The following is a 19,262-nucleotide window of genomic DNA, read 5'->3' on the forward strand; positions in this document are numbered from 1 at the left end:
GGAGGGGACGCGGCTCCTTCGTCGCCGCTACTCGATCGGCGGAGGGGGACGCGGCTGCTTCGTCGCCGCTACTCGATCGGCGGGCGGGGACCTCCGCTAGCGGTAGTTCACGAACTGCAACGCGATCCCGAAGTCCTCGCCTTTGAGCAGCGAGATCACGGCCTGCAGATCGTCGCGCTTCTTGCTCGACACCCGGAGCTCCTCGCCCTGGATCTGTGCTTTGACACCCTTGGGGCCCTCGTCGCGGATCTTCTTGGAGATCTTCTTGGCGTGCTCGGAATCGATGCCCTCGACGATCTTGCCGCTGATCTTGAAGGTCTTGCCCGATGCGGCGGGCTCGCCGGCGTCGAACGCCTTGAGCGAGATGTCGCGGCGGATGAGCTTTTCCTTGAAGACGTCGAGGCCGGCCTGCGCGCGCTCCTCGGCGTCCGAGGTGATCACGATGTTCTCTTCGCCGGACCACTCGATCCCGGTGTTGGTGCCGCGGAAGTCGTAGCGCTGCGACAGCTCCTTGGCGGCCTGGTTGAGGGCGTTGTCGACCTCTTGGCGGTCGACCTTGCTCACCACGTCGAACGATGAATCAGCCATGGGTGACACCCTATCGGCCCGGCCGTGCGCTCCTGTGGGGTGCGGTGGTCGAACAACTACTCGAGCCGCCACGAAGGAGGCCGGGTGCGGACCTGGGAGGCCGTGCTGAGCAGCCGGTTTGCGTCGACACCGAGAGTTCGTTGTATTCTTCACGGCGTTGTTCTTACGGCCGATGACCCGGCCCGACGGACGGCACGGCAGGTTGCCCGAGCGGCCAAAGGGAGCGGACTGTAAATCCGTCGCGCAAGCTACATAGGTTCGAATCCTATACCTGCCACGACGTGGTCCACGCTGAACTCTGGCGCTCGCCACCGGTCGCTGACCAGCGATTTGGTGAGCGCCTGGGTTCGTGTGTAACCTCGTTAAGGCTCTCGAACAGCTCACGGGTTCGTTCGGGCACGCCCCCTTAGCTCAGTCGGTAGAGCGTTTCCATGGTAAGGAAAAGGTCAACGGTTCGATTCCGTTAGGGGGCTCGCTGGACCTCCAGTCCACATGGCGGTGTAGCTCAGCTGGTTAGAGCGCACGACTCATAATCGTGAGGTCGAGGGATCGAGTCCCTCCACCGCTACACATCGGTGCCGACCAGCTCGGACCCGACACGCAAAGGGCATGCCGAGCCCGCCACGTACCACCCGAAAGAAGGCAACGAAGTGGCCTCCTCAACAGATGTTCGCCCCAAGATCACCTTGGCGTGCGAGGTGTGCAAGCACCGCAACTACATCACCAAGAAGAACCGTCGCAACGATCCCGATCGCCTCGAGATCAAGAAGTTCTGCCCGAACTGTGGCAAGCATCAGGCGCACAAGGAATCGCGCTGAGCGTTCAGCGGAAAATGGCAATTACGCGGGCTACCTCTGATGAGGTGGCCCGCAGCCATTACCGTGGCAAGGGGACTCCGTCACCGGACCCCCTGAGAGCAGGAACGGCACCACACAACGAGCGGTAGCGATGGGAGTTGCCCTCCACGCGACGCTTACCGCCGTGGACCACGCCCGAACCCCTCGGCAGTCGAGGGACCGTCCACGAGATCCCGACCATCTGCGGATTGGTCGAGCAAAGGAGCGGCATCCGATGTCAGTCAGCGAGGCCGAGGTTCAGGAACGGATCGACGCGTTGAAGAAGGGTGTGAAACTCAGTCCAGAGGAGATCGCTGCCCACACCAGGGAGATGGTGGGCTTCAACTACACGGTCGACGACTACTACGAGGTCGGGCGTGAAGAGGTCCGCAAGCACGCCCGCGCCGTGCAGGACGACCACCCGGTCCACTGGAACGAGAAGGCCGCCCAGGAAATGGGCCATGAGACCCTCATCGCCGCGCCCACGTTCGTGTCGGTGCTCGGGATCATCGCCCAGCGTCGTCTGTTCGAGGACGTCGTCACCGGGTACGACCTGTGGCAGATCATGCAGACCGATCAGCGCCTGGTGTTCCACCAGCCGATCAAGGTGGGCGACCAGCTAGTCTGCGACGTCTCGCTCGACTCATTCCGCCAGATGGCCGGCACCGACGTGATGATCACCAAGAACATCATCTGGAACCAGCGCGAAGAGCCGGTGATGACCACCTGGACCAGCCTGGTGGCCCGTGCCGCGGTGGAGGCCGATCCCGAGGTCCTCGACAAGCTCGAGCACGTGATGATGAAGGTCGACAGCGAGCCGGACATGCCGAACACGGTGCACGGCCCGTTCGACCGCTACGACCTGCCGGATCCGCAGGTGGAACCGAAGCCATACGCCGCGATCAACTTCGACGATCTGACCGTCGGTCAGGAACTGCCGCCCGTCACCAAGACCCTCACCCGCGGCAACCTCGTCAACTACGCGGGCGTGGCCGGCGATCCCAACCCGATCCACTTCTCCGACGAGGTCGCCAAGGTGATCGGCCTGGAGACCTGCGTGGCCCACGGAATGCAGTCGATGGGTCTGGGCGCGAGCTTCATCAGCAGCTTCGTCGGCGACCCGGCAGCGATCTACGAGTACAACGTGCGATTCACCAGCCCGGTCTATGTGCCCGCGGAGGGTTACGCCCAGGTCGACTTCACCGGCAAGATCAAGTCGCTGGACCCGGAGACGCGCCGCGGCGTGATCGCCATGGTCGCCAAGCAGGGTGACCGCAAGATCTTCGGGCGCGCCCAGGCGCACGTTCAGTTCAACTGAGCGGACCCGACCACACATCACCGCAGCGCGGCGCGAGACGGATCATCCGCCTCGCGTCGCGCCGTCGTGTCGGCTGACGGCGCCACGACCCGGCTCCGCACGGTGAACGTGGCGCAACCGATCACCGCGGCACCGCCGATCACCAGCGACACCGTCAGCCGTTCGCCGAGTAGCAGTACCGCCCACGTGACGGTCAGCACCGGCTGGACGAGCTGGATCTGACTGACCGTGGTCATCGGGCCGATCGCCAGCCCCCGATACCAGGCGAAGAAGCCGAGAAACATGCTCACGGCGCTGAGGTAGGCGAACGTCGCCCACTGGCCGGTCGTGGCGTGCGGCAATCGACCATCGCTCACGATGACCGTGGCGACCAGCATGACCGGCGACGCCAACAGCAGCGCCCAGCAGATCGTCTGCCACGCCCCGAGTTCACGTGACATCAGACCGCCCTGTGCGTAGCCGATCGCCGCGAGTGCGACCGCACCGAGCAGGTAGAGATCGCTGACGCCCGCGGTGCCGAGAGCGCCGTGTCCGGCGAGGGTGAACGCGCCGGTGGCCACCACACCCAGCGTGGCGCCCACCCAGAACCGACGGCTGGGTCGTTCTCGGGTACGCACCGCCACGACGACCGCGGTGACCGCCGGAAGCACACCGATGACCACCGCCGAGTGTCCGGCCCCGACATCGCGGAGCGCGAGCGACGTGAGGATCGGGAATCCCGCCACCACGCCGATCGACACCGGCAGGAGCCTCATCAGCTGTCTGGTGGTCGGGAGCCGGGCGCGTCCCAGCGCGAGGGCGATCGCGGCCAGGCCGGCGGCGACGACGGCGCGACCGCAACCGATGAACAACGGGTCGAGTCCCGCAACGGCGACCCGGGTGAACGGCACGGTGAACGAGAAGGCGACGACGCCGAAGAGGCCCCACAGCATCCCCGGCTGTGATAGCACCGGAGGAGGGTTGCCGATAGCGCTACTATTGGCTTTCATGTCCGACGATAGCAGCCAGCGGATCGCGCAACACCTCCGTTCTGTCGCCGCGGCCGCCGAGGCCGGTGGTCGACTGCCCTCGACGCGCGAACTGGCATCGCGGTTCGGCGCGGGCCCGGTGACGGTGCAGCGCGCTCTCGCGCAGCTGGTGGCCGAGGGCGTCGTCGAAACCCGATCCGGTTCCGGCACATTCGTGCGGCGACGACACGTCGGCTCGGATCGGGCCGACGTTGCGTGGCAGACCGCCGCGCTCGGTCCCGAACGTGCGGGTGCGTCGCCGATCGGTTCGACGATGCGTCAGATCCCGCACGACACCATCGCGATGCACAGCGGCTACCCCGACATCGAGCTCCTACCTGTCCGTGAGGTCCGCAGTGCTTTCGCTCGCGTTGTGCGGCGCGAGGAGAGTTTTCATCGCCCACCGACGGCCGGGCTACCCGACCTGCGCCGCTGGTTCGTCGACGAGCTCGAGGCGGACGGTTGGCGGGACACCGACGCGGTCATCGCCTCCGGCGGTCAGGCGGCGCTCGCGGCGACGTTCCGCGCCCTGGCCGCACCCGGTGATCCCATCGTGATGGAGTCGCCGACCTACTGGGGTGCGATCGCGGCGGCGCGCCAGGCCGGGCTGATCATCGTCCCCGTGCCACGCACCGGCGGCGCGCCGTCGGCCGTCGATCTCGACGAGGCGTTCGCGACGTCGGGAGCGCGCCTCGCGTACGTGCAGCCGACGTTTGCGAACCCGACCGGTGACGTGTGGACGGCGGCCCAGCGCGACGACGTCCTGGCGGTCGTCCGTGCGCACCGTGCCTTCGTCGTCGAGGACGACTGGGCACACGACTTCGCGATGGAGGCCGGTCCCAGACCACTGGTCTGCTCCGACACCGACGGGCACGTCGTCTACATCCGATCGCTGACCAAGAGCCTGTCGCTGACGGTCCGGGTGGCCGCGCTGCTCGCGCGCGGACCCGCTCGGACCCGGATCGAGAACGCGTTGACCGTGTCGGATCTCTACGTCGCGCCGGTCCTGCAGTCGGTGGCCCTCGATGTGGTGTCGAGGCCCACGTGGCGCACTCATCTGCTGCGCCTGCGCCGCGCGCTGCAGGCGCGTCGAGACGCATTGGTCGGGGAGCTCGCCGCCGGTGCGCCGATGATCGAGGTGGAACGCGTACCGCGCGGCGGGCTGAATCTGTGGGCCGCCCTGCCCGGCCAGGGCTCCGACGGGACACCGACCGACGCCGAGCTGGTCGCGGCCCGCACGCTCGCTCGCGGACTGTCGATCTCGGCCGGCGGGGAATGGTTTCCGACCGAGCCGACCGGACCGTTCATCCGGCTCAACTTCGCCGCCGCAGCGCCGGATCGATACGCGGAAGCGGTGGAGATCCTGGCGGGCGCGTTGTAGTCGCGGGTGAAGGTCGCTGATGGGTGCGCCCACCGCGTCGATGAGCAACCTCTGAGGTGGCGGCAGGAACCCGTTTTGGGTTTGTCCTGGGCAGTGATCTACACTGAAGTGTCTGGATTGACTCAGACTTGCGCGCTGCCCATAGGGTGGCGCGTTGGTTTTGTCGGGAGTTTTCCGATCTGAGGAGGTCGAGAAGGCAGCTGTACCGTGGCTATCAGCCACGCACAGTCGCAAAGGGGCGTAGCTCAACTGGCAGAGCAGCGGTCTCCAAAACCGCAGGTTGCAGGTTCAAGTCCTGTCGCCCCTGCCCTGGTGAGGGCACACGTAGACGAGAGGACCTCGAAGGTGAGCAAGCGAGATCGAGCTGCCCGCGCCAAAGATGCCGCGGAGGACACCTCCGCCGAGTCGGTGGGGGAGCTCGAAAGTCGCGATGACGTCGACGGCGCGGAGTCGGGTGAACTGCGTCCGTCGGGCAAACGCTCGTCGAGGGGTCGTCGTTCATCGACAAGTGCCTCCAGCACCGACGGCGGCGCGGACTCCGACACCGGATCCGCGGTCGCGGTCAAGGAACGCAAGAAGAAGGCACCTGCCGGCGAGAGTCGCAATCCGTTCGTTCGGTTGTGGGTTTTTCTGCAGCAGGTCGTCGCCGAACTGAAGAAGGTCATCTGGCCGACCCGCCGTGAGATGATCACCTACACGATTGTCGTGCTGATTTTCGTGATCGTGATGACCGCATTCATCTCCGGCCTCGACATCGCCTTCGCCAAGGGAGTTCTCTGGCTGTTCGGCTGACGCCACCCAGACCAGTGGGGCGCAGGCCCAGGCCAAGGACAACCGGAACCGAAAGAGGAGCGTGGGCTGCAGTGAGCACCCCGGAGAACGAGATCGAACCGACCCCAGAGTCGATCGGTGAGGTCGACACGTCGGCGGTGGATACCGCCGACGAGACCGACGATCCCGGTGTCGAGGCACAGGTCGAGGCCGCCGAGGATGACGCAGCAGCCGTCGAGGGCGGCGAGTCCGTCGTCGAGGAAGCCATCGAGGACGCGGTCGCAGACGAAGTCGACGTGGCGGACGAGGTCGCTGCCGAAGAAGCACCCGCCGAGGACGCCGATCCGGTCGAGGAACTGCGCAAGCAGCTCCGTCGTGCTCCCGGTGACTGGTACGTGATCCACAGCTACGCGGGTTACGAGAACAAGGTGAAGGCCAACCTCGAGACCCGTGTGCAGAATCTCGATGTCGGCGACTACATCTTCCAGGTCGAGGTACCGACCGAAGAGGTCACCGAGATCAAGAACGGCCAGCCGAAGAAGGTCAACCGCAAGGTGCTGCCGGGTTACATCCTGGTGCGCATGGACCTCAACGACGATTCGTGGGGCGCGGTGCGCAACACGCCGGGCGTGACCGGCTTCGTCGGGATGACCTCCAAGCCGTCGCCGTTGTCGCTCGACGAGGTGCTGCAGTTCCTCATGCCGCGCGTCGAGACCAAGAAGCCCGCTGCCTCCAAGGCCGGGGCCGAGGGTGTCGAGGCGGCTGCCGCCGCGGCGACCGCGGTCATCGAGGTGGACTTCGAGGTGGGCGAGTCGGTCACCGTCATGGACGGCCCGTTCGCGACCCTGCCCGCGTCCATCAGCGAGGTCAACGCCGAGCAGCGCAAGGTCAAGGTGCTGGTGTCGATCTTCGGTCGCGAGACACCGGTCGAACTCGGCTTCAATCAGGTCGAGAAGATCTGACCAACGCCCACCGACGGTGGGCGACCACGAACTTTCACGTCTCCAGCGGGCGTGGATCTGCAAGAAGACAAGCAAGGAACAATTAGATGCCTCCCAAGAAGAAGAAGCTCGCCGGGATCATCAAGCTCCAGATCCAGGCAGGCCAGGCCAACCCGGCTCCGCCCGTGGGTCCGGCGCTCGGTCAGCACGGCGTGAACATCATGGAATTCTGCAAGGCGTACAACGCGGCGACCGAGTCGCAGCGCGGCAACGTCATCCCGGTGGAGATCTTCGTGTACGAAGATCGTTCATTCGACTTCAAGTTGAAGACCCCGCCGGCTGCGAAGCTCCTGCTCAAGGCTGCCGGTGTGCAGAAGGGCTCCGGCGAGCCGCACACCAACAAGGTCGGCAAGGTCAGCATGGACCAGGTCCGTGAGATCGCGAAGACCAAGCAGGAAGACCTCAACGCGAACGACATCGATCAGGCCGCGAAGATCATCGCCGGTACTGCACGGTCGATGGGGATCAACGTCGAGGGCTGACGATCTGCCGCTGGTCTCGATACGCCCTGCGCTAGCGCTTCGGGCTACTCGACCGGCGGGAAACGTGGGAGGGCCGGCTCGGCCCAGCAACCACTAACCCGAACATCATTCACGGAGAAAGAACAGAGCAATGGCACAGAAGAGCAAGGCCTACCGCGCCGCCGCGGAACAGGTCGACAAGAGCAAGCTGTACAGCCCGCTGGAAGCTGCGCAGCTCGCCAAGGACACGTCGTCGAAGAACACCGACTCGACCGTCGAGGTCGCGGTCCGGCTGGGCGTCGACCCGCGCAAGGCCGACCAGATGGTCCGTGGCACCGTCAACCTGCCCCATGGCACCGGTAAGACCGCCCGCGTGATCGTGTTCGCCGCCGGCGACAAGGCCGCCGAGGCCACCGCGGCCGGAGCCGACGAGGTCGGCGCCGAGGACCTGATCGAGAAGATCCAGGGCGGCTGGCTGGAGTTCGACGCGGCGATCGCCACCCCGGACCAGATGGCCAAGGTCGGCCGCATCGCGCGTGTGCTCGGCCCGCGTGGTCTGATGCCGAACCCGAAGACCGGCACCGTGACCACCGACGTCACCAAGGCCGTCAACGACATCAAGGGCGGCAAGATCAACTTCCGCGTCGACAAGGCCGCCAACCTGCACTTCGTCATCGGCAAGGCATCGTTCGACGTCGAGAAGCTGGCGGAGAACTACGGCGCCGCCTACGACGAGATCATGCGTGCGAAGCCGTCCGCGGCCAAGGGACGCTACGTCAAGAAGGTCACCGTCTCCACCACCACGGGCCCGGGCATCCCGGTCGACCCGCTGGTGACCCGCAACTTCACCGAGGCCCCGCAGGGCTGACCCTTCGAGACGCTCGCAAGCTCGCTCCTCAGGGGGCGGGTGAGGGGCGTTCGCAAGCTCGCTTTTCGGGGCGCGGCGCTAGCCGTGGCGGTCCCTGAGGAACGGAGCGCTAGCGGAGTGTCACGAAGGGCGCTCCTCAGGGCGCGACGCTCGCAGACTCAAAGCCCCCGATCACTGTCGTGGTCGGGGGCTTTTGTCGTACCGCGGGTCGTATGTCAGGTCGTGTCGCCGATGATGGCCCGCAGCGCAGCGATGTGACCGGTGTAGGCGTCGCGGCCGGCCGCGTTGAGCTGAGCCCGGACGGTTCGTCGTCGGCCGGTGAGGCGGCGCTCGGTGCTGAGATATCCCGCCTCCTCCAACGTCGACAACTGCTTGGACAGCGCCGAGTCCGAGAGCGCCAGCTGCTCCTTGAGGAAGGCGAACTCCGCCCAATCGGCCGCGGCGAGTGTGGCGACCAGTGCCAGGCGGGTGCTGGGATGGATCAGCTCGTCGAAACGGGCGGCGCCGTCGGCTTCGGCGGTCATGCACCGATCCATCGGCGCGTGCTCGTGAACACCTCAGGGCCACCGAACCCGACGACGAGCGCGGTGATTGCCGCCGCCCACAACGAAGGATGTCCGGCGCCGTCGGCCTGCAGGGCGAACGCGAGCGCGATGGTGAACGCCACCGCGGTCAGCAGAATCGCGATGACGATCAACGGGATCCGACGATCGGCGACCGAGCGGCTGACCTGTAGTCGTGAGCTGCGACGTCGGCCGTCCAGCAGGCGAGAGGCAACCGTCGCATGACCGGCGCCGAACGCCACCGTCGCCACGGTCACCACCCACCACGGCGCGAACTGACCCAGCAGGCCCAGCACGAGCCAACCGCAGGCCATGGCCCACCAGTAGGCCCGGGGCAGCCCGATCTCCTCGGCGACGTCGCGTCGTGCGCGATCGGCCGCGGCCAGGGCGGCGCGCGCCTGTTCGGGCGTCATGTCGGTCATCGGCTCCTCCTCCGGTTTGACTTTCCCACTTGGAAAGTCATCGTCCACTTTCCTGCCGGGAAAGTCAACCGTCGGCTCAGAACGCTGCAACCCCCTGGCGATGCAGGAATAATCGCCGGCAGGGGCGGGCCAACGAGATCAGGTGGTGACTTGATGGACGTACGACCGACGAAGCTGGCGATCATCGGAGCGGGAGCGGTCGGCACCGCCGTCGCGTATGCGTCGTTGATCCGGGGCGTGGCACGGACGATCGCGCTGATGGACATCAACACCGCGAAGGTGACCGCCGAGGTCCTCGACATGTCGCACGGACTGGAGTTCGTCCCGCGCGCCGACATCATCGGCGACGACGACGTGTCGGTGTGCGCCGACGCCGACGTGGTGGTCTTCACCGCCGGGGCGAAGCAGCGGCCCGGGCAGTCGCGACTCGAATTGGCCGAGGCCACCATCGGTTTGACCAAGAAGATCATGCCCGGGGTGCTCGAGGTGGCCCCGAACGCCGTCTACATCATGGTCACCAACCCGGTCGACATCGTCACCTATGCGGCGCTGAAATACAGTGGTCTGCCGAATAGTCAGCTGTTCGGTTCGGGCACCGTGCTCGACTCGTCACGACTGAGGTTCCTGATCGCGCAGCATTGCGACGTCGCGGTGCAGAACGTGCATGCCTACATCGTCGGCGAACACGGTGACAGCGAGATCCCGCTGTGGAGTTCGGCGAGCATCGGCGGCGTGCCACTGCTGCACTGGAAGCCGTTGGGCTCGGGGGAGGCCATCGATGCGGCGGCTCGCGAACGAATCCACCACGAGGTGGTCCACGCCGCGTACAAGATCATCGAGGGCAAGGGCGCGACCAACTACGCGATCGGTCTGGCCGCCACCCGTATTGTCGAGGCGGTGCTGAACAACGAGCACCGGGTGCTGCCGGTGTCGACGGTCGCCACGGGCTACGAGGGCCTCGACGACGTCTGCCTCTCGCTGCCGACGATCGTCGACCGCGGGGGAGCCCGGACCCGCCTGGAGATGCCGATGTCCGACGACGAGTTGTCGGGTCTGATGCGTTCGGCGGAAACCCTGCGGGGGATGCAGGCGAAGTTCGGGCTCTAGCCGTTCGGTCGTTCGGAGTAACCCGGTTCGATTCGGGACCCGGGACGCCGCGGGCGGGGCTACCGTCACCGCATTCATCGAGGAATGTGGGAAGAGGCAATCATGCGGTGCTCACGGAAGATCTTTGTCGGAATGCTCGCCGCGGCAACACTCGTCGTGGCACCGTTGGCGGTCGCAGCGCCGGCGGAGGCATCGGCGTATAGCAACTGCAAGGCCCTCAACGCCGACTACCCGCACGGTGTCGGAAAGTCCGGGGCCGTGGACTCGACATCCGGGACACCGGTCACGAACTTCACGGTGAACGACAATCTCTACAGTCAGGAATCGTCGCACGACGGGGACAACGACGGCATCGCCTGCGAGCGACACTGACCTGTGAGCAACACTGAATGGTGTGTTCACCCCACGTGAGGACGAGAACCGGCGACTCCTGCGTGCGCGGGATGCCATCGACCGCGCATACGCCGAACCTCTCGACGTCGCGACCCTCGCGCGCATCGCGCTGAGCTCCCCGGCGCATTTCACCCGACGGTTTCGGGACGTGTTCGGCGAGACGCCGCATCGCTACCTGCAGCGCAGGCGCATCGAACGGGCCTGCGCGCTGCTGCGCAACACCGAACTCCCGGTGACCGAGGTGGCCGGCGCCGTCGGATACGAGAGTCTCGGCACCTTCGGACGCACGTTCACCGCGATCATCGGGCGCAGTCCGACGGAGTACCGCCGGAACTCGGCGCCTGCGCCGGTGCCGTCGTGCTTCGTGAGGGACTGGACCCGCCCCCGACACGATCCGAGCCGAGCGGATCCGAGCAGTTTCGGAGAAGCCGGGCCACGTCCGATCGTCGTATCGTCGGGCACATGATCAACGGCATCAGCATCCATTCCATCTACGTCCTCGACCAGGACGCCGCACTCGAGTTCTATGTCGGGAGACTCGGATTCGTGGTGACCACCGACGTCGACATGGGCTTCATGCGGTGGCTGACCATCGCCGCGCCCGGTCAGCCCGACCGCGAGATCCTGTTGTCGCTGCCCGGCCCGCCCTCGATCTCCGACGACGCGGCCGGGACCGTTCGCGATCTGCTGACCCGGGGTGCGCTGGGGACGACGATTCTGACCACCGACGACTGTCGTGGCACCTACGCCGAGTTGCTGGCCAAGGGCGTCGAGTTCACCCAGGAACCCGAAGACCAGCCGTACGGCATCGACTGTGCATTCCGCGACCCGTTCGGCAACCAGATCCGGATGACCCAACGCGCCGCCACGGATCGGGACATCACCGACGACGACCTCTCCCGGTGGGCGCCTGACGGTTCCTGAGCCGTGTCGGAGGCCGTGGACTGTTCAACCAGTGGCACCGTGGCAATCGTGTCGCCCTGCGACGAATTCGCGACGGAACGGAACCAAACGGGCCGCTGGATAGTCTGATCCATATGCGCGATGACAAGCTGCTCTCCAAGATCTCGGCGCTGCTGCGACAGGCCGAGGGCACCGACAACCCGCACGAGGCCGAGACGTTCATGCAGGCCGCGCAACGTCTGGCGACCACGGCGTCGATCGACCTGGCCGTCGCCCGGGCGCACGACCCGGCGGGCCGGCAGAAGACCACACCGATCTCGCGGCAGATCACCATCGGTGCGGCAGGCAAACGTGGGCTCAAGACGTACGTGCAGCTGTTCGTGGCGATCGCACGGGCGAACGACATCACCGTCGACGTGGCCGGCAACTCCACGTTCGTCATGGCCTACGGCTACGCCGCCGACATCGACACCTGCGAGACCCTCTACACGTCGTTGGTGGTGCAGATGGTCGCGGCCAGCGACGCCTACCTGCGGTCGGGCGCCTACAAGGGTGAGGAGTTCTCGCGGGTGGTCAGCCGCGGATCGGGGTGGCGGACGCGGCGGGTCGTGGAGACCAAGCCGCTCTCGCCGATCACCGCCCGGCTCAACTTCCAGTCCGCGTTCGCCGAACGGATCGGCAAGCGGCTGAACGAGGCCCGCGAACAGGCCCGGGCCGATGCGCTCACCGCCGACACCGACGACGCGGACCGACCGTCGGGTACCGCGCTGGCCCTGCGCAACAAGGAGATCGAGGTCACCGACTTCTATCGTGCGGAATCCAAGGCGCGCGGCACCTGGCGGCCGTCGAGCGCGTCGGCCGGCTACTCCGAGGCGGCCCGCAAGGCGGGGGATCGGGCGGGCCGACGGGCCAAGATCGGTGCGGACCGAGAGTTCGGCTCGGCCCGTGGCGCATTGGACAAGTGAGACCTCACCGTTCGGCGGGGGCGTCGTGGACGGGTGGATCGATGCGGAACGCGTCGTCGGCAAGGAACTCGCTGGGCCGGACCGGAAAGGGATGGGTGGTGCCGGCATGGCGGCGAATCCAGGCACCCACGAAACCGTCGTCGGTGACCAGCGTGTGCACCACGATCGCGCTGACCACCACGATCGCGGCGTAGAAGAACAGCCAGCTGATCGCGACGAAGACGGCCCCGAGCGTGCCGTAGTGCTTGGTGGTCTCACTGAGAATGGTGGGCAGGGCGAGGCGACTGCCGATGAGCAGAATCGTGATGAACAACCCCGAGACGACACCGTCGAGGGCCAGCAACCGCATCGGTACCTGTGCGGACACCAGCAGCCGCGGGACGACGGTCCACAGCAGGGTCCAGATGAGGAAGGTCGCCACGACCTCCAGTGCGAGGCCGACGATGCTGTACCCACCGAACAGCGTGCGACCGTTCAACGTGACGTGGTGCAGCGAACTCGCGAGGCCTTGGAGGACCACCCCGACGGGGAAGACGAAGATCACCACCACCCAACGCCACCAGCCCGAGATCGGCAGCTTGGTCACCTGCCACACCGACACGTACATCCGGCCGAGCGCCCGCGACAGCGACGTCGCGCCCGCGATGGTCATGAGCGCGCCGAGCACCCCGATCGCGGTCGCCGAGCCGGGGGTGGCATCGGAGACGAGATCCACCCGGTCGGGATCGACGCCCAGACCGCTCAACGCTGTGGTGATGAAGGTCTGGTCGGGCAACGCCGTCAACAGGATGACGATGGGCAGGATGGAGGTGAATGCCTGGGCCGCCAGTGTCATGGCCCGGTCGGTCACGTCGTTGACGGCCAGGTCACGGATGATGCGGATGACGAGGTACGCGCCAGGGATCACGCGGGCCCGGTTGGCGAGAGTGACACCCCGCTCACGCACCCGGGTACTCAGCGACGGAGAACTCACCCCAGACGTCTCCCTTCCCGCGGGCGGTGGCCTACGGCTGCCGGTCGAATCCTAGTGGCCGTGCCGGATGCCGTCTCGGTAGCGTATGTCCATCCGATCCCGGGTGTACCCGCGCGGATGGCGCGGAAAGGGGGCGGGAGTTGACGGAGCCACCCGATGGCGCGCACGGTTCCGACGGCGACGGCGACGGCGACCGCGGCGACAATCCGTCCCCGGAGCACGTGCCCGACGACAGCGGCGCGGACACCGGCCCGCCGTCGGCAGATCCCGGCGACGGTGCCCAGAGTCGGTATCGGCCCACTGCCCAACAATGGGGGGTGGCGGCCGCGATCGTGGCGTTCGGCGTGGGCTTCTGCCTCTACCGGCTGATCAAGGGCGTGGGTCTGGGACAGTCGGCCGCCCTCTACATCGGCATCCCGCTCGTGCTGGCCGTGGTCCTCACCCTTGGTTCGCCGGCCAGGCGTCCGGCGGGCATGGCGATGAAGGTGACCACGATTCTGCTGTTGTTGTCGGTTCCCGTACTGGGTGAGGGTGCCTGCTGCGTGCTGATGGCGGCACCGATCTTCTATCTGTTCGTGTATCTCGGTGCGCGGGTGTCGGTGTCGGCGCGAGACGCCAAACGTCGTGGTCCGGCGGTCTTCGTCGGGCCGGCGTTGTTGGCTCTCCTGGCGTTGGAGGGCACGGCTCCGGTGCTCACCGTGCCGGGTAACGCGACGTCGTCGGCCACCCGGATCATCGACCTCCCGGCCGCACAGATGCCGGCGGCGTTGGCAGCGCCGCTGCGGCTGGAGGCGACCCGTCCCGACGGTCTGCTGGCGATCGGGTTTCCGCGACCCGTCGCAGACTCTGGCGGACTCGGCCTCGGGCAACGCCGCACCATCACCTTCGCCGGCGCGCATCACCGGTCGGGCCCGGTGTCGGCGCACCACTGGGGCGAACAATCCTCGGCGCTGCATCTGGTGGTCGACGAACGGACCCGAACATCGGTCACCTTCCGCCGCGTCGCGGACACGAGCCCCCTGGCCACATGGCTGCGGTGGGACGAGATGCGCGTGCGTTGGCGGGCCGTGGACGCCACCCACACCGAGGTCCGGTGGGAACTGGGCTACACCCGTCTGCTGTCACCCTCCTGGTATTTCGGTTCCATCGAACGCCTCGTCACCTGGCGCGCCGCCGACTACCTGATCCGGACCATCGAACTCGAGGACGTGTCGGTGACACCGCCGGCCGCGGGTGCGACCGACACCCACGCGCACCGGTGATGGGCATGCCCGCCGCCGGTACCTGGCTCGACGCCGCCACCATCACCGCGCTGGCGACGATGCTGCCGGTGCTCGGTGCCGCCGCCCTGTGGTTTGCGGTGCCCGACATCGCGCGCCGCGCTTCGGCGGTGCCGGCGCTGCTGTGGAATCTGATCGGTCTGACCGCGGTGAATGTTCTCGCCGTGCAGGTCGGGTGGTGGTCGTTCGGCACCACCGGCGGCGGATGGTTCGGGGTTCCGGCGGACCTGATCATCGGGTGGGCCGTGCTGTGGTCGCTGATCCCGGTGCTCGCCGGACGATGGATCGCGCCCCGCTACGCGGTGGTCGGTTTGATCCTGCTGGACATCTATCTGATGCCGGTCCTCGATCCCGCCGTCCGCCTCTCGCCGCACTGGTGGTGGGGTGAGGTGGTCGCCGTGATCACCTGCCTGCTCCCGGGCGTGCTGCTCGGTGAACTGACCGCCCGCCGACGACGCCTGCGCCTGCGGGTCTGTCTGCAGGTCGTGTTGTTCACCGCGATCCTGCTGGTGGCCATTCCGGCTGTTGCGGCGACGATGTCCGGACGCTCGGCCGAGGCGGTGCTCGACCAGGTCGGCGGACCATTCGACCTGGCGTTGATGCAGGTCGCCGGGGTCGTCGCGCTGGTGGCGGTGGCGGCAGTGGTGGAGTTCGCGCGGCACGGCGGGACGCCCTACCCGTGGGACCCGCCGGATCGCCTGGTGACGTCGGGGCCGTATGCGTACGTACGCAACCCGATGCAATTGTGCGGCACGCTGCTGCTGGTCCTGTTGGCGGTGATCACCGGGTTGCCACTGCTTGCCGGTGCCGCGCTGATTGCTGCCGCGTTCTCCTCCGGTATCGCCGCCTATGTCGAAAACGATTCACTGGCAACCCGATTCGGTGGTGATTGGGCCGACTACCGACGGGCGGTGCGGCCGTGGTGGCCGCGTCGGCACCCGGTGACCTATGGCGAGCCGGCGCGGGTGCATCTCGCGCGCGGTTGTGACCCGTGCAGCGAACTCACCGCGTGGATCGTCGAGCGATCACCGGTGGGCCTCGAGGTGCTGCCGGCCGAAGACCATCAGGATGAGCTGCGGCGCATGCGATATCAGTCGCCGACAGTGGTGGTCGACGGAGTGCGGGCGTTCGGCCTGATGCTGACCCACCTGAACCTGGCATGGGCGCTCGCCGGGTGGGTCATCGCCACGCCGGGTATCTCGCACGTGCTGCAGGTACTGGTCGATGTGTCCGGGGGAGCGCCCCGCGACATTGCACAAGATTGACCTCGTGTCGGAGGTGGGGGCGGCTCGTCGCCGAATTACAGTGACACGAGAAAGGGGCTGCCGTGGACAACGTCATCGAAGTCGCCGGATTACGCAAGCGGTTCGGTCGTACGCAGGCGCTCGACGGTCTGGACCTGCGGGTGCGCACCGGTCGGGTGCACGGATTTCTCGGGCCCAACGGGGCGGGCAAGTCCACGACGATCCGCGTGCTGCTGGGACTCATCCGTGCCGACGGCGGTACCGCGCGACTGTTCGGCGAGGACCCGTGGCGTCGCGCGGTCGCGTTGCATGAGCGGTTGGCGTACGTGCCCGGTGATGTCGCGCTGTGGCCGGACCTGACCGGCGGGCAGTGCATCGACGTGCTCGCCTCGGCCGGCTCCGGCCTCGACGAACGACGCCGTACCGACCTCGTCGACCGGTTCGGACTCGACGTCACCAAGAAGGCGGGCGACTACTCCAAGGGCAACCGGCAGAAGGTGGTGCTGATCGCGGCCCTGTCTTCACGCGCGGACCTGCTGATCCTCGACGAACCGACCTCCGGGCTCGACCCGCTGATGGAGGAGGCGTTCCAGGAGTCGGTGCGCGAACGCGTGAACGACGGTGTGACGGTGCTGTTGTCGAGTCACATCCTCGCCGAGGTGGAAACGCTCAGCCATGACGTCACCATCATCCGGGCCGGCCAGACGGTGCGGTCCGGCGGTCTCGACGAGCTGCGCCGTGGGTCGCGAAGCAAGGTCCATGCGCGCACCCGGGGTAACCCCGATGGCCTGTCGGCGATGCGGGGCATCGGCCATCTCGAGGTCACCGCCGTCGGTGGCGAGCACGCCCAGGAACGTGACGTGCGTTTCGATGTCGGCGACGCGGACCTCGATGACGCGGTCGGGATGCTGGTGTCGGTGGGTATCGACTCGCTGACCGTGCGCCCCCCGAGCCTCGACGAGTTGTTCCTGCGCTCGTATGAGGCGGCCGGCGAGTCCGCGACTGCCGATGACGGTGCCGGCGCGTCATGACCGCTGCCACCACCGTTCCGGCGATCGGCCGGCCCACCACATCGGCCGGTCGCAACGCCGGCGTGGTGACGATGATCGGCCTGACGCTGCGCACCGGGTGGAAGCCCTATGCGATCTGGGTGGTATCGATAGTCGTCGGCTACCTGGCGACCGTCGCCGCGATCGACTCGACCTTCACCACCGCCGAGCAGTTCGAGTCCTACGGTGCCACCTTCGCCGGCGACAAGGCGCTCGCCGCGATCAACGGAATACCTTACGGTGCAACGACTCTCGGTGGTGTATCGGCGAACGAGTTCGCCTTCATCGCGGCTCTTGCATTCCCGCTGATGGCGACGCACCTCATTCTGCGGGCCACCCGCGGGCCGGAGGAGTCCGGTCTGCTCGAACTCGTACGGTCGCGGTGTGTGGCCCGGTGGGCTCCGGCCGTCGCCGCGACGATCCTGGCGCTGGGCGCGTTCGCGCTGGTGGCCTTCGGTGTCTGGTTCAGCCTGCTCGGTTACGGCGTCAGCGCCGGTAGCTCCGCCCTGTACGCGTGGTCGCTGGCCGGTCTCGGCGCGGTGTGGACCGGGGTCGCATTGTGCATCGCCCAGTGGGTGCGCCGCGTCGGTAAGGCGTACGCCACCAGCCTCGTGGTGCTGGGGGCGGCCTACGGGTTCCGGGCGATCGGCGACGTCCGTGACACAGCGTGGAAATGGCTGTCGCCGTTGGCCTGGCAGCAGGAGACCCGCCCGTTCGCCCCCGATGCCCGCTGGTGGCCATTGGCTCTGGCCCTCGCGGTTGCGGTGGCGCTCATCGCGGTCGGCTGGTGGCAGGCGGCCACCCGCGACCTCGGCTCGGGGCTGTTCACCAGCCGACCGGGCGGCGAACGCGCGGGGTTGATCGCCGGCTCGACCGTCGGCCGCGCGATCGCCGAGCATCGTGGGTCGATCCTCGGATGGACCGCCGGCGGACTGGCCGTCGCCATCGTGTTCGGCGCGCTCGTGCACGACGTGAGTGACGCGGTCGCCGGGAATCCGTCGATCGGCGAGGCGCTCGGCGACGGTGGCGCGAGGGGACAGGCCGTCGACCTGTACGTGGCGTTGACCGTCGTGATCCTGGTTCTGATGGCCGGCGGCTTCGTGATCTCCGCGGTCGGGCGGCTGCGCGCCGACGAAACGGGTGGCCGGCTGGAGACGACGCTGGCTCAGCCGATCGGCCGGCCGGCATGGTTCGGCGCCGAGATCCTGGTGATCGGTCTCGGCATGGTCATCGTCACGCTGGTACCGGCACTGGCCCTGGGATTGGTGGTGGCCGGCCAACTCTCGGATGGATCGGAGATCGGCCACATACTGATGGCCGGGATCGACTACCTGCCTGCCATCGCCGTACTCGCGGGTTTCGCTCTGCTGCTGTTCGGCTGGCTGCCGCGGTGGCAGTCGCTGGCCTGGCTGTTGATGGGCTACACCACGGCGATCGCATTCCTCGGCGGCATCCTCGACCTGCCCGATGCGGTGCTGCGGCTGTCACCGATGTACTCGGTCGGCGACGTCCCACTCGACGACGTGTCGGTCACCGGTGTGCTGGTACTCGCGGTCGTCGCGGTCCTCCTGGTGGGTGTGTCGATGGTCGGTTTCGGCCGCCGCGACATCCCCGCATGACCCCGCGCGACACCGGCCGGGCCCAGATGTATGCGGCCGAGCGGATCGTGCACCGCATGTTCGACCACGCGGGCAGCGCGGCGAACGGACGGATGGTGGAGCTGGCTGGCGCTCGGGTCACCTTGCCTTCGGAGGCGTCGTTCGCGTCGGTGGAGTCGGTGGCCGACTACGTGACGCGGGTGCTCACGTTGCCCGCGGTGTCCGAAGAGTTCGCGCGGGCCGCCCTACCGGTGCGGGTGCGACGACGACGCGGTCACCGCTCGGCGGAGTATCGCCGAACCCCCGACGGAGCCGAGATCGCGGTGCCGACGTCGGCGGAGGGGCGCTGGGCATTGCGCGAACTCGTCGTCCTGCACGAGATCGCACACCACCTCGACGACTCGACGGACGCGTCCCACGGTCGCGGGTTCGTGATCACCCTGATCGAGTTGGTGGGTCGCGTGATGGGCCCCGAGGCGGCATTCGTCTACCGGGTCGTGTTCGCCGACAGTGGTGTGGGCGCCTGACCTGCTG

At 67.3% G+C, this 19,262-nt stretch carries 22 protein-coding genes and 4 tRNA genes; 21 read left to right on the forward strand and 5 right to left on the reverse strand.

The window, feature by feature from the left end; genetic code table 11:
- Positions 1 to 96: 96 nt before the first annotated feature.
- On the reverse strand, positions 97 to 588 hold the full coding sequence (locus ACLQ3I_RS09665) for a YajQ family cyclic di-GMP-binding protein (protein ID WP_267630108.1): 492 nt from the start codon (positions 586 to 588) through the stop codon (positions 97 to 99).
- Between the two features lie 196 nt (positions 589 to 784).
- Between ACLQ3I_RS09665 and ACLQ3I_RS09670 the strand changes: the two genes are divergently transcribed.
- The 5 genes from ACLQ3I_RS09670 to ACLQ3I_RS09690 all read left to right on the forward strand — a co-directional run bounded on the left by ACLQ3I_RS09670 (position 785) and on the right by ACLQ3I_RS09690 (position 2,742).
- Positions 785 to 865: transfer RNA gene (locus tag ACLQ3I_RS09670), tRNA-Tyr, on the forward strand.
- A 123-nt stretch (positions 866 to 988) separates the two neighbouring features.
- Positions 989 to 1,061: transfer RNA gene (locus ACLQ3I_RS09675), tRNA-Thr, on the forward strand.
- Positions 1,062 to 1,082: 21 nt separating this feature from the next.
- Positions 1,083 to 1,156 (forward strand) — tRNA-Met (locus tag ACLQ3I_RS09680).
- A gap of 82 nt (positions 1,157 to 1,238) precedes the next feature.
- A complete protein-coding gene (rpmG, locus tag ACLQ3I_RS09685) occupies positions 1,239 to 1,406 on the forward strand; it encodes a 50S ribosomal protein L33 (RefSeq protein ID WP_003929651.1) in 168 nt (55 codons plus the stop codon).
- Between the two features lie 253 nt (positions 1,407 to 1,659).
- Positions 1,660 to 2,742: a fused (3R)-hydroxyacyl-ACP dehydratase subunits HadA/HadB gene (locus ACLQ3I_RS09690; protein WP_425792684.1), complete on the forward strand. Its 1,083-nt coding sequence runs from the start codon at positions 1,660 to 1,662 to the stop codon at positions 2,740 to 2,742.
- A 17-nt stretch (positions 2,743 to 2,759) separates the two neighbouring features.
- Here ACLQ3I_RS09690 and ACLQ3I_RS09695 read toward each other — a convergent pair whose 3' ends face one another.
- The gene (locus ACLQ3I_RS09695) at positions 2,760 to 3,731 is read right to left on the reverse strand and encodes a DMT family transporter (RefSeq protein WP_425801537.1); all 972 of its coding nucleotides are present in this window, start codon (positions 3,729 to 3,731) and stop codon (positions 2,760 to 2,762) included.
- Between ACLQ3I_RS09695 and ACLQ3I_RS09700 the strand changes: the two genes are divergently transcribed.
- The 6 genes from ACLQ3I_RS09700 (at position 3,730) to rplA (ending at position 8,231) form a co-directional block, all read left to right on the forward strand.
- Entirely contained in the window at positions 3,730 to 5,130 is a 1,401-nt protein-coding gene (locus tag ACLQ3I_RS09700) for a PLP-dependent aminotransferase family protein (RefSeq protein WP_425801540.1), read from the forward strand. The genes ACLQ3I_RS09695 and ACLQ3I_RS09700 overlap by 2 nt on opposite strands.
- A 234-nt stretch (positions 5,131 to 5,364) precedes the next feature.
- A tRNA-Trp gene (locus ACLQ3I_RS09705) sits at positions 5,365 to 5,437 on the forward strand.
- A 38-nt stretch (positions 5,438 to 5,475) separates the two neighbouring features.
- Positions 5,476 to 5,922, forward strand: coding sequence for a preprotein translocase subunit SecE (gene secE / locus ACLQ3I_RS09710; protein WP_425792687.1), 447 nt, complete (start codon positions 5,476 to 5,478; stop codon positions 5,920 to 5,922).
- Between the two features lie 71 nt (positions 5,923 to 5,993).
- Complete coding sequence (nusG, locus tag ACLQ3I_RS09715) at positions 5,994 to 6,863, forward strand: transcription termination/antitermination protein NusG (protein ID WP_425801543.1); 870 nt, start codon at positions 5,994 to 5,996, stop codon at positions 6,861 to 6,863.
- A gap of 86 nt (positions 6,864 to 6,949) precedes the next feature.
- The gene (gene rplK / locus ACLQ3I_RS09720; RefSeq protein ID WP_164310977.1) at positions 6,950 to 7,384 is read left to right on the forward strand and encodes a 50S ribosomal protein L11; all 435 of its coding nucleotides are present in this window, start codon (positions 6,950 to 6,952) and stop codon (positions 7,382 to 7,384) included.
- A 130-nt stretch (positions 7,385 to 7,514) separates the two neighbouring features.
- Complete coding sequence (rplA, locus tag ACLQ3I_RS09725) at positions 7,515 to 8,231, forward strand: 50S ribosomal protein L1 (RefSeq protein WP_425792689.1); 717 nt, start codon at positions 7,515 to 7,517, stop codon at positions 8,229 to 8,231.
- 215 nt (positions 8,232 to 8,446) lie between these two features.
- Here rplA and ACLQ3I_RS09730 read toward each other — a convergent pair whose 3' ends face one another.
- Positions 8,447 to 8,755: a transcriptional regulator gene (locus ACLQ3I_RS09730; RefSeq protein WP_425801545.1), complete on the reverse strand. Its 309-nt coding sequence runs from the start codon at positions 8,753 to 8,755 to the stop codon at positions 8,447 to 8,449.
- Positions 8,752 to 9,216, reverse strand: a complete 465-nt coding sequence (locus ACLQ3I_RS09735) for a hypothetical protein (RefSeq protein ID WP_425792691.1) — start codon at positions 9,214 to 9,216, stop codon at positions 8,752 to 8,754. Before ACLQ3I_RS09735 ends, ACLQ3I_RS09730 begins: the two co-directional genes overlap by 4 nt.
- Positions 9,217 to 9,369: 153 nt before the next feature.
- Here ACLQ3I_RS09735 and ACLQ3I_RS09740 point away from each other — a divergent pair, with 153 nt between their 5' ends.
- The 5 genes from ACLQ3I_RS09740 to ACLQ3I_RS09760 all read left to right on the forward strand — a co-directional run bounded on the left by ACLQ3I_RS09740 (position 9,370) and on the right by ACLQ3I_RS09760 (position 12,584).
- A complete protein-coding gene (locus tag ACLQ3I_RS09740; RefSeq protein WP_425801548.1) occupies positions 9,370 to 10,323 on the forward strand; it encodes an L-lactate dehydrogenase in 954 nt (317 codons plus the stop codon).
- A 102-nt stretch (positions 10,324 to 10,425) separates the two neighbouring features.
- The gene (locus ACLQ3I_RS09745; protein ID WP_425792693.1) at positions 10,426 to 10,695 is read left to right on the forward strand and encodes an excalibur calcium-binding domain-containing protein; all 270 of its coding nucleotides are present in this window, start codon (positions 10,426 to 10,428) and stop codon (positions 10,693 to 10,695) included.
- Positions 10,696 to 10,717: 22 nt separating this feature from the next.
- Positions 10,718 to 11,182: a helix-turn-helix domain-containing protein gene (locus tag ACLQ3I_RS09750; protein WP_425801550.1), complete on the forward strand. Its 465-nt coding sequence runs from the start codon at positions 10,718 to 10,720 to the stop codon at positions 11,180 to 11,182.
- The gene (locus ACLQ3I_RS09755; RefSeq protein WP_425792695.1) at positions 11,179 to 11,640 is read left to right on the forward strand and encodes a VOC family protein; all 462 of its coding nucleotides are present in this window, start codon (positions 11,179 to 11,181) and stop codon (positions 11,638 to 11,640) included. Before ACLQ3I_RS09750 ends, ACLQ3I_RS09755 begins: the two co-directional genes overlap by 4 nt.
- Positions 11,641 to 11,753: 113 nt before the next feature.
- The gene (locus tag ACLQ3I_RS09760; RefSeq protein WP_425792696.1) at positions 11,754 to 12,584 is read left to right on the forward strand and encodes a DUF2786 domain-containing protein; all 831 of its coding nucleotides are present in this window, start codon (positions 11,754 to 11,756) and stop codon (positions 12,582 to 12,584) included.
- A gap of 4 nt (positions 12,585 to 12,588) precedes the next feature.
- Here the strand turns inward: ACLQ3I_RS09760 and ACLQ3I_RS09765 are convergent, their stop codons facing one another.
- Entirely contained in the window at positions 12,589 to 13,557 is a 969-nt protein-coding gene (locus ACLQ3I_RS09765; RefSeq protein WP_425792697.1) for a YhjD/YihY/BrkB family envelope integrity protein, read from the reverse strand.
- 140 nt (positions 13,558 to 13,697) lie between these two features.
- Here ACLQ3I_RS09765 and ACLQ3I_RS09770 point away from each other — a divergent pair, with 140 nt between their 5' ends.
- The 5 genes from ACLQ3I_RS09770 to ACLQ3I_RS09790 all read left to right on the forward strand — a co-directional run bounded on the left by ACLQ3I_RS09770 (position 13,698) and on the right by ACLQ3I_RS09790 (position 19,255).
- The gene (locus ACLQ3I_RS09770; protein WP_425801553.1) at positions 13,698 to 14,819 is read left to right on the forward strand and encodes a hypothetical protein; all 1,122 of its coding nucleotides are present in this window, start codon (positions 13,698 to 13,700) and stop codon (positions 14,817 to 14,819) included.
- Between the two features lie 5 nt (positions 14,820 to 14,824).
- Positions 14,825 to 16,102 (forward strand): methyltransferase family protein, encoded by a 1,278-nt coding sequence (locus ACLQ3I_RS09775; RefSeq protein ID WP_425801556.1) that lies wholly within the window; start codon positions 14,825 to 14,827, stop codon positions 16,100 to 16,102.
- A 62-nt stretch (positions 16,103 to 16,164) separates the two neighbouring features.
- The gene (locus tag ACLQ3I_RS09780; protein WP_425801558.1) at positions 16,165 to 17,112 is read left to right on the forward strand and encodes an ABC transporter ATP-binding protein; all 948 of its coding nucleotides are present in this window, start codon (positions 16,165 to 16,167) and stop codon (positions 17,110 to 17,112) included.
- The gene (locus tag ACLQ3I_RS09785; protein ID WP_425801561.1) at positions 17,109 to 18,749 is read left to right on the forward strand and encodes an ABC transporter permease; all 1,641 of its coding nucleotides are present in this window, start codon (positions 17,109 to 17,111) and stop codon (positions 18,747 to 18,749) included. Before ACLQ3I_RS09780 ends, ACLQ3I_RS09785 begins: the two co-directional genes overlap by 4 nt.
- Positions 18,746 to 19,255: a TIGR04338 family metallohydrolase gene (locus tag ACLQ3I_RS09790; RefSeq protein WP_425792702.1), complete on the forward strand. Its 510-nt coding sequence runs from the start codon at positions 18,746 to 18,748 to the stop codon at positions 19,253 to 19,255. Before ACLQ3I_RS09785 ends, ACLQ3I_RS09790 begins: the two co-directional genes overlap by 4 nt.
- Positions 19,256 to 19,262: the final 7 nt, after the last annotated feature.

Source organism: Gordonia sp. DT101 (genome assembly GCF_049844895.1).
Classification (GTDB): Bacteria; Actinomycetota; Actinomycetes; order Mycobacteriales; family Mycobacteriaceae; genus Gordonia.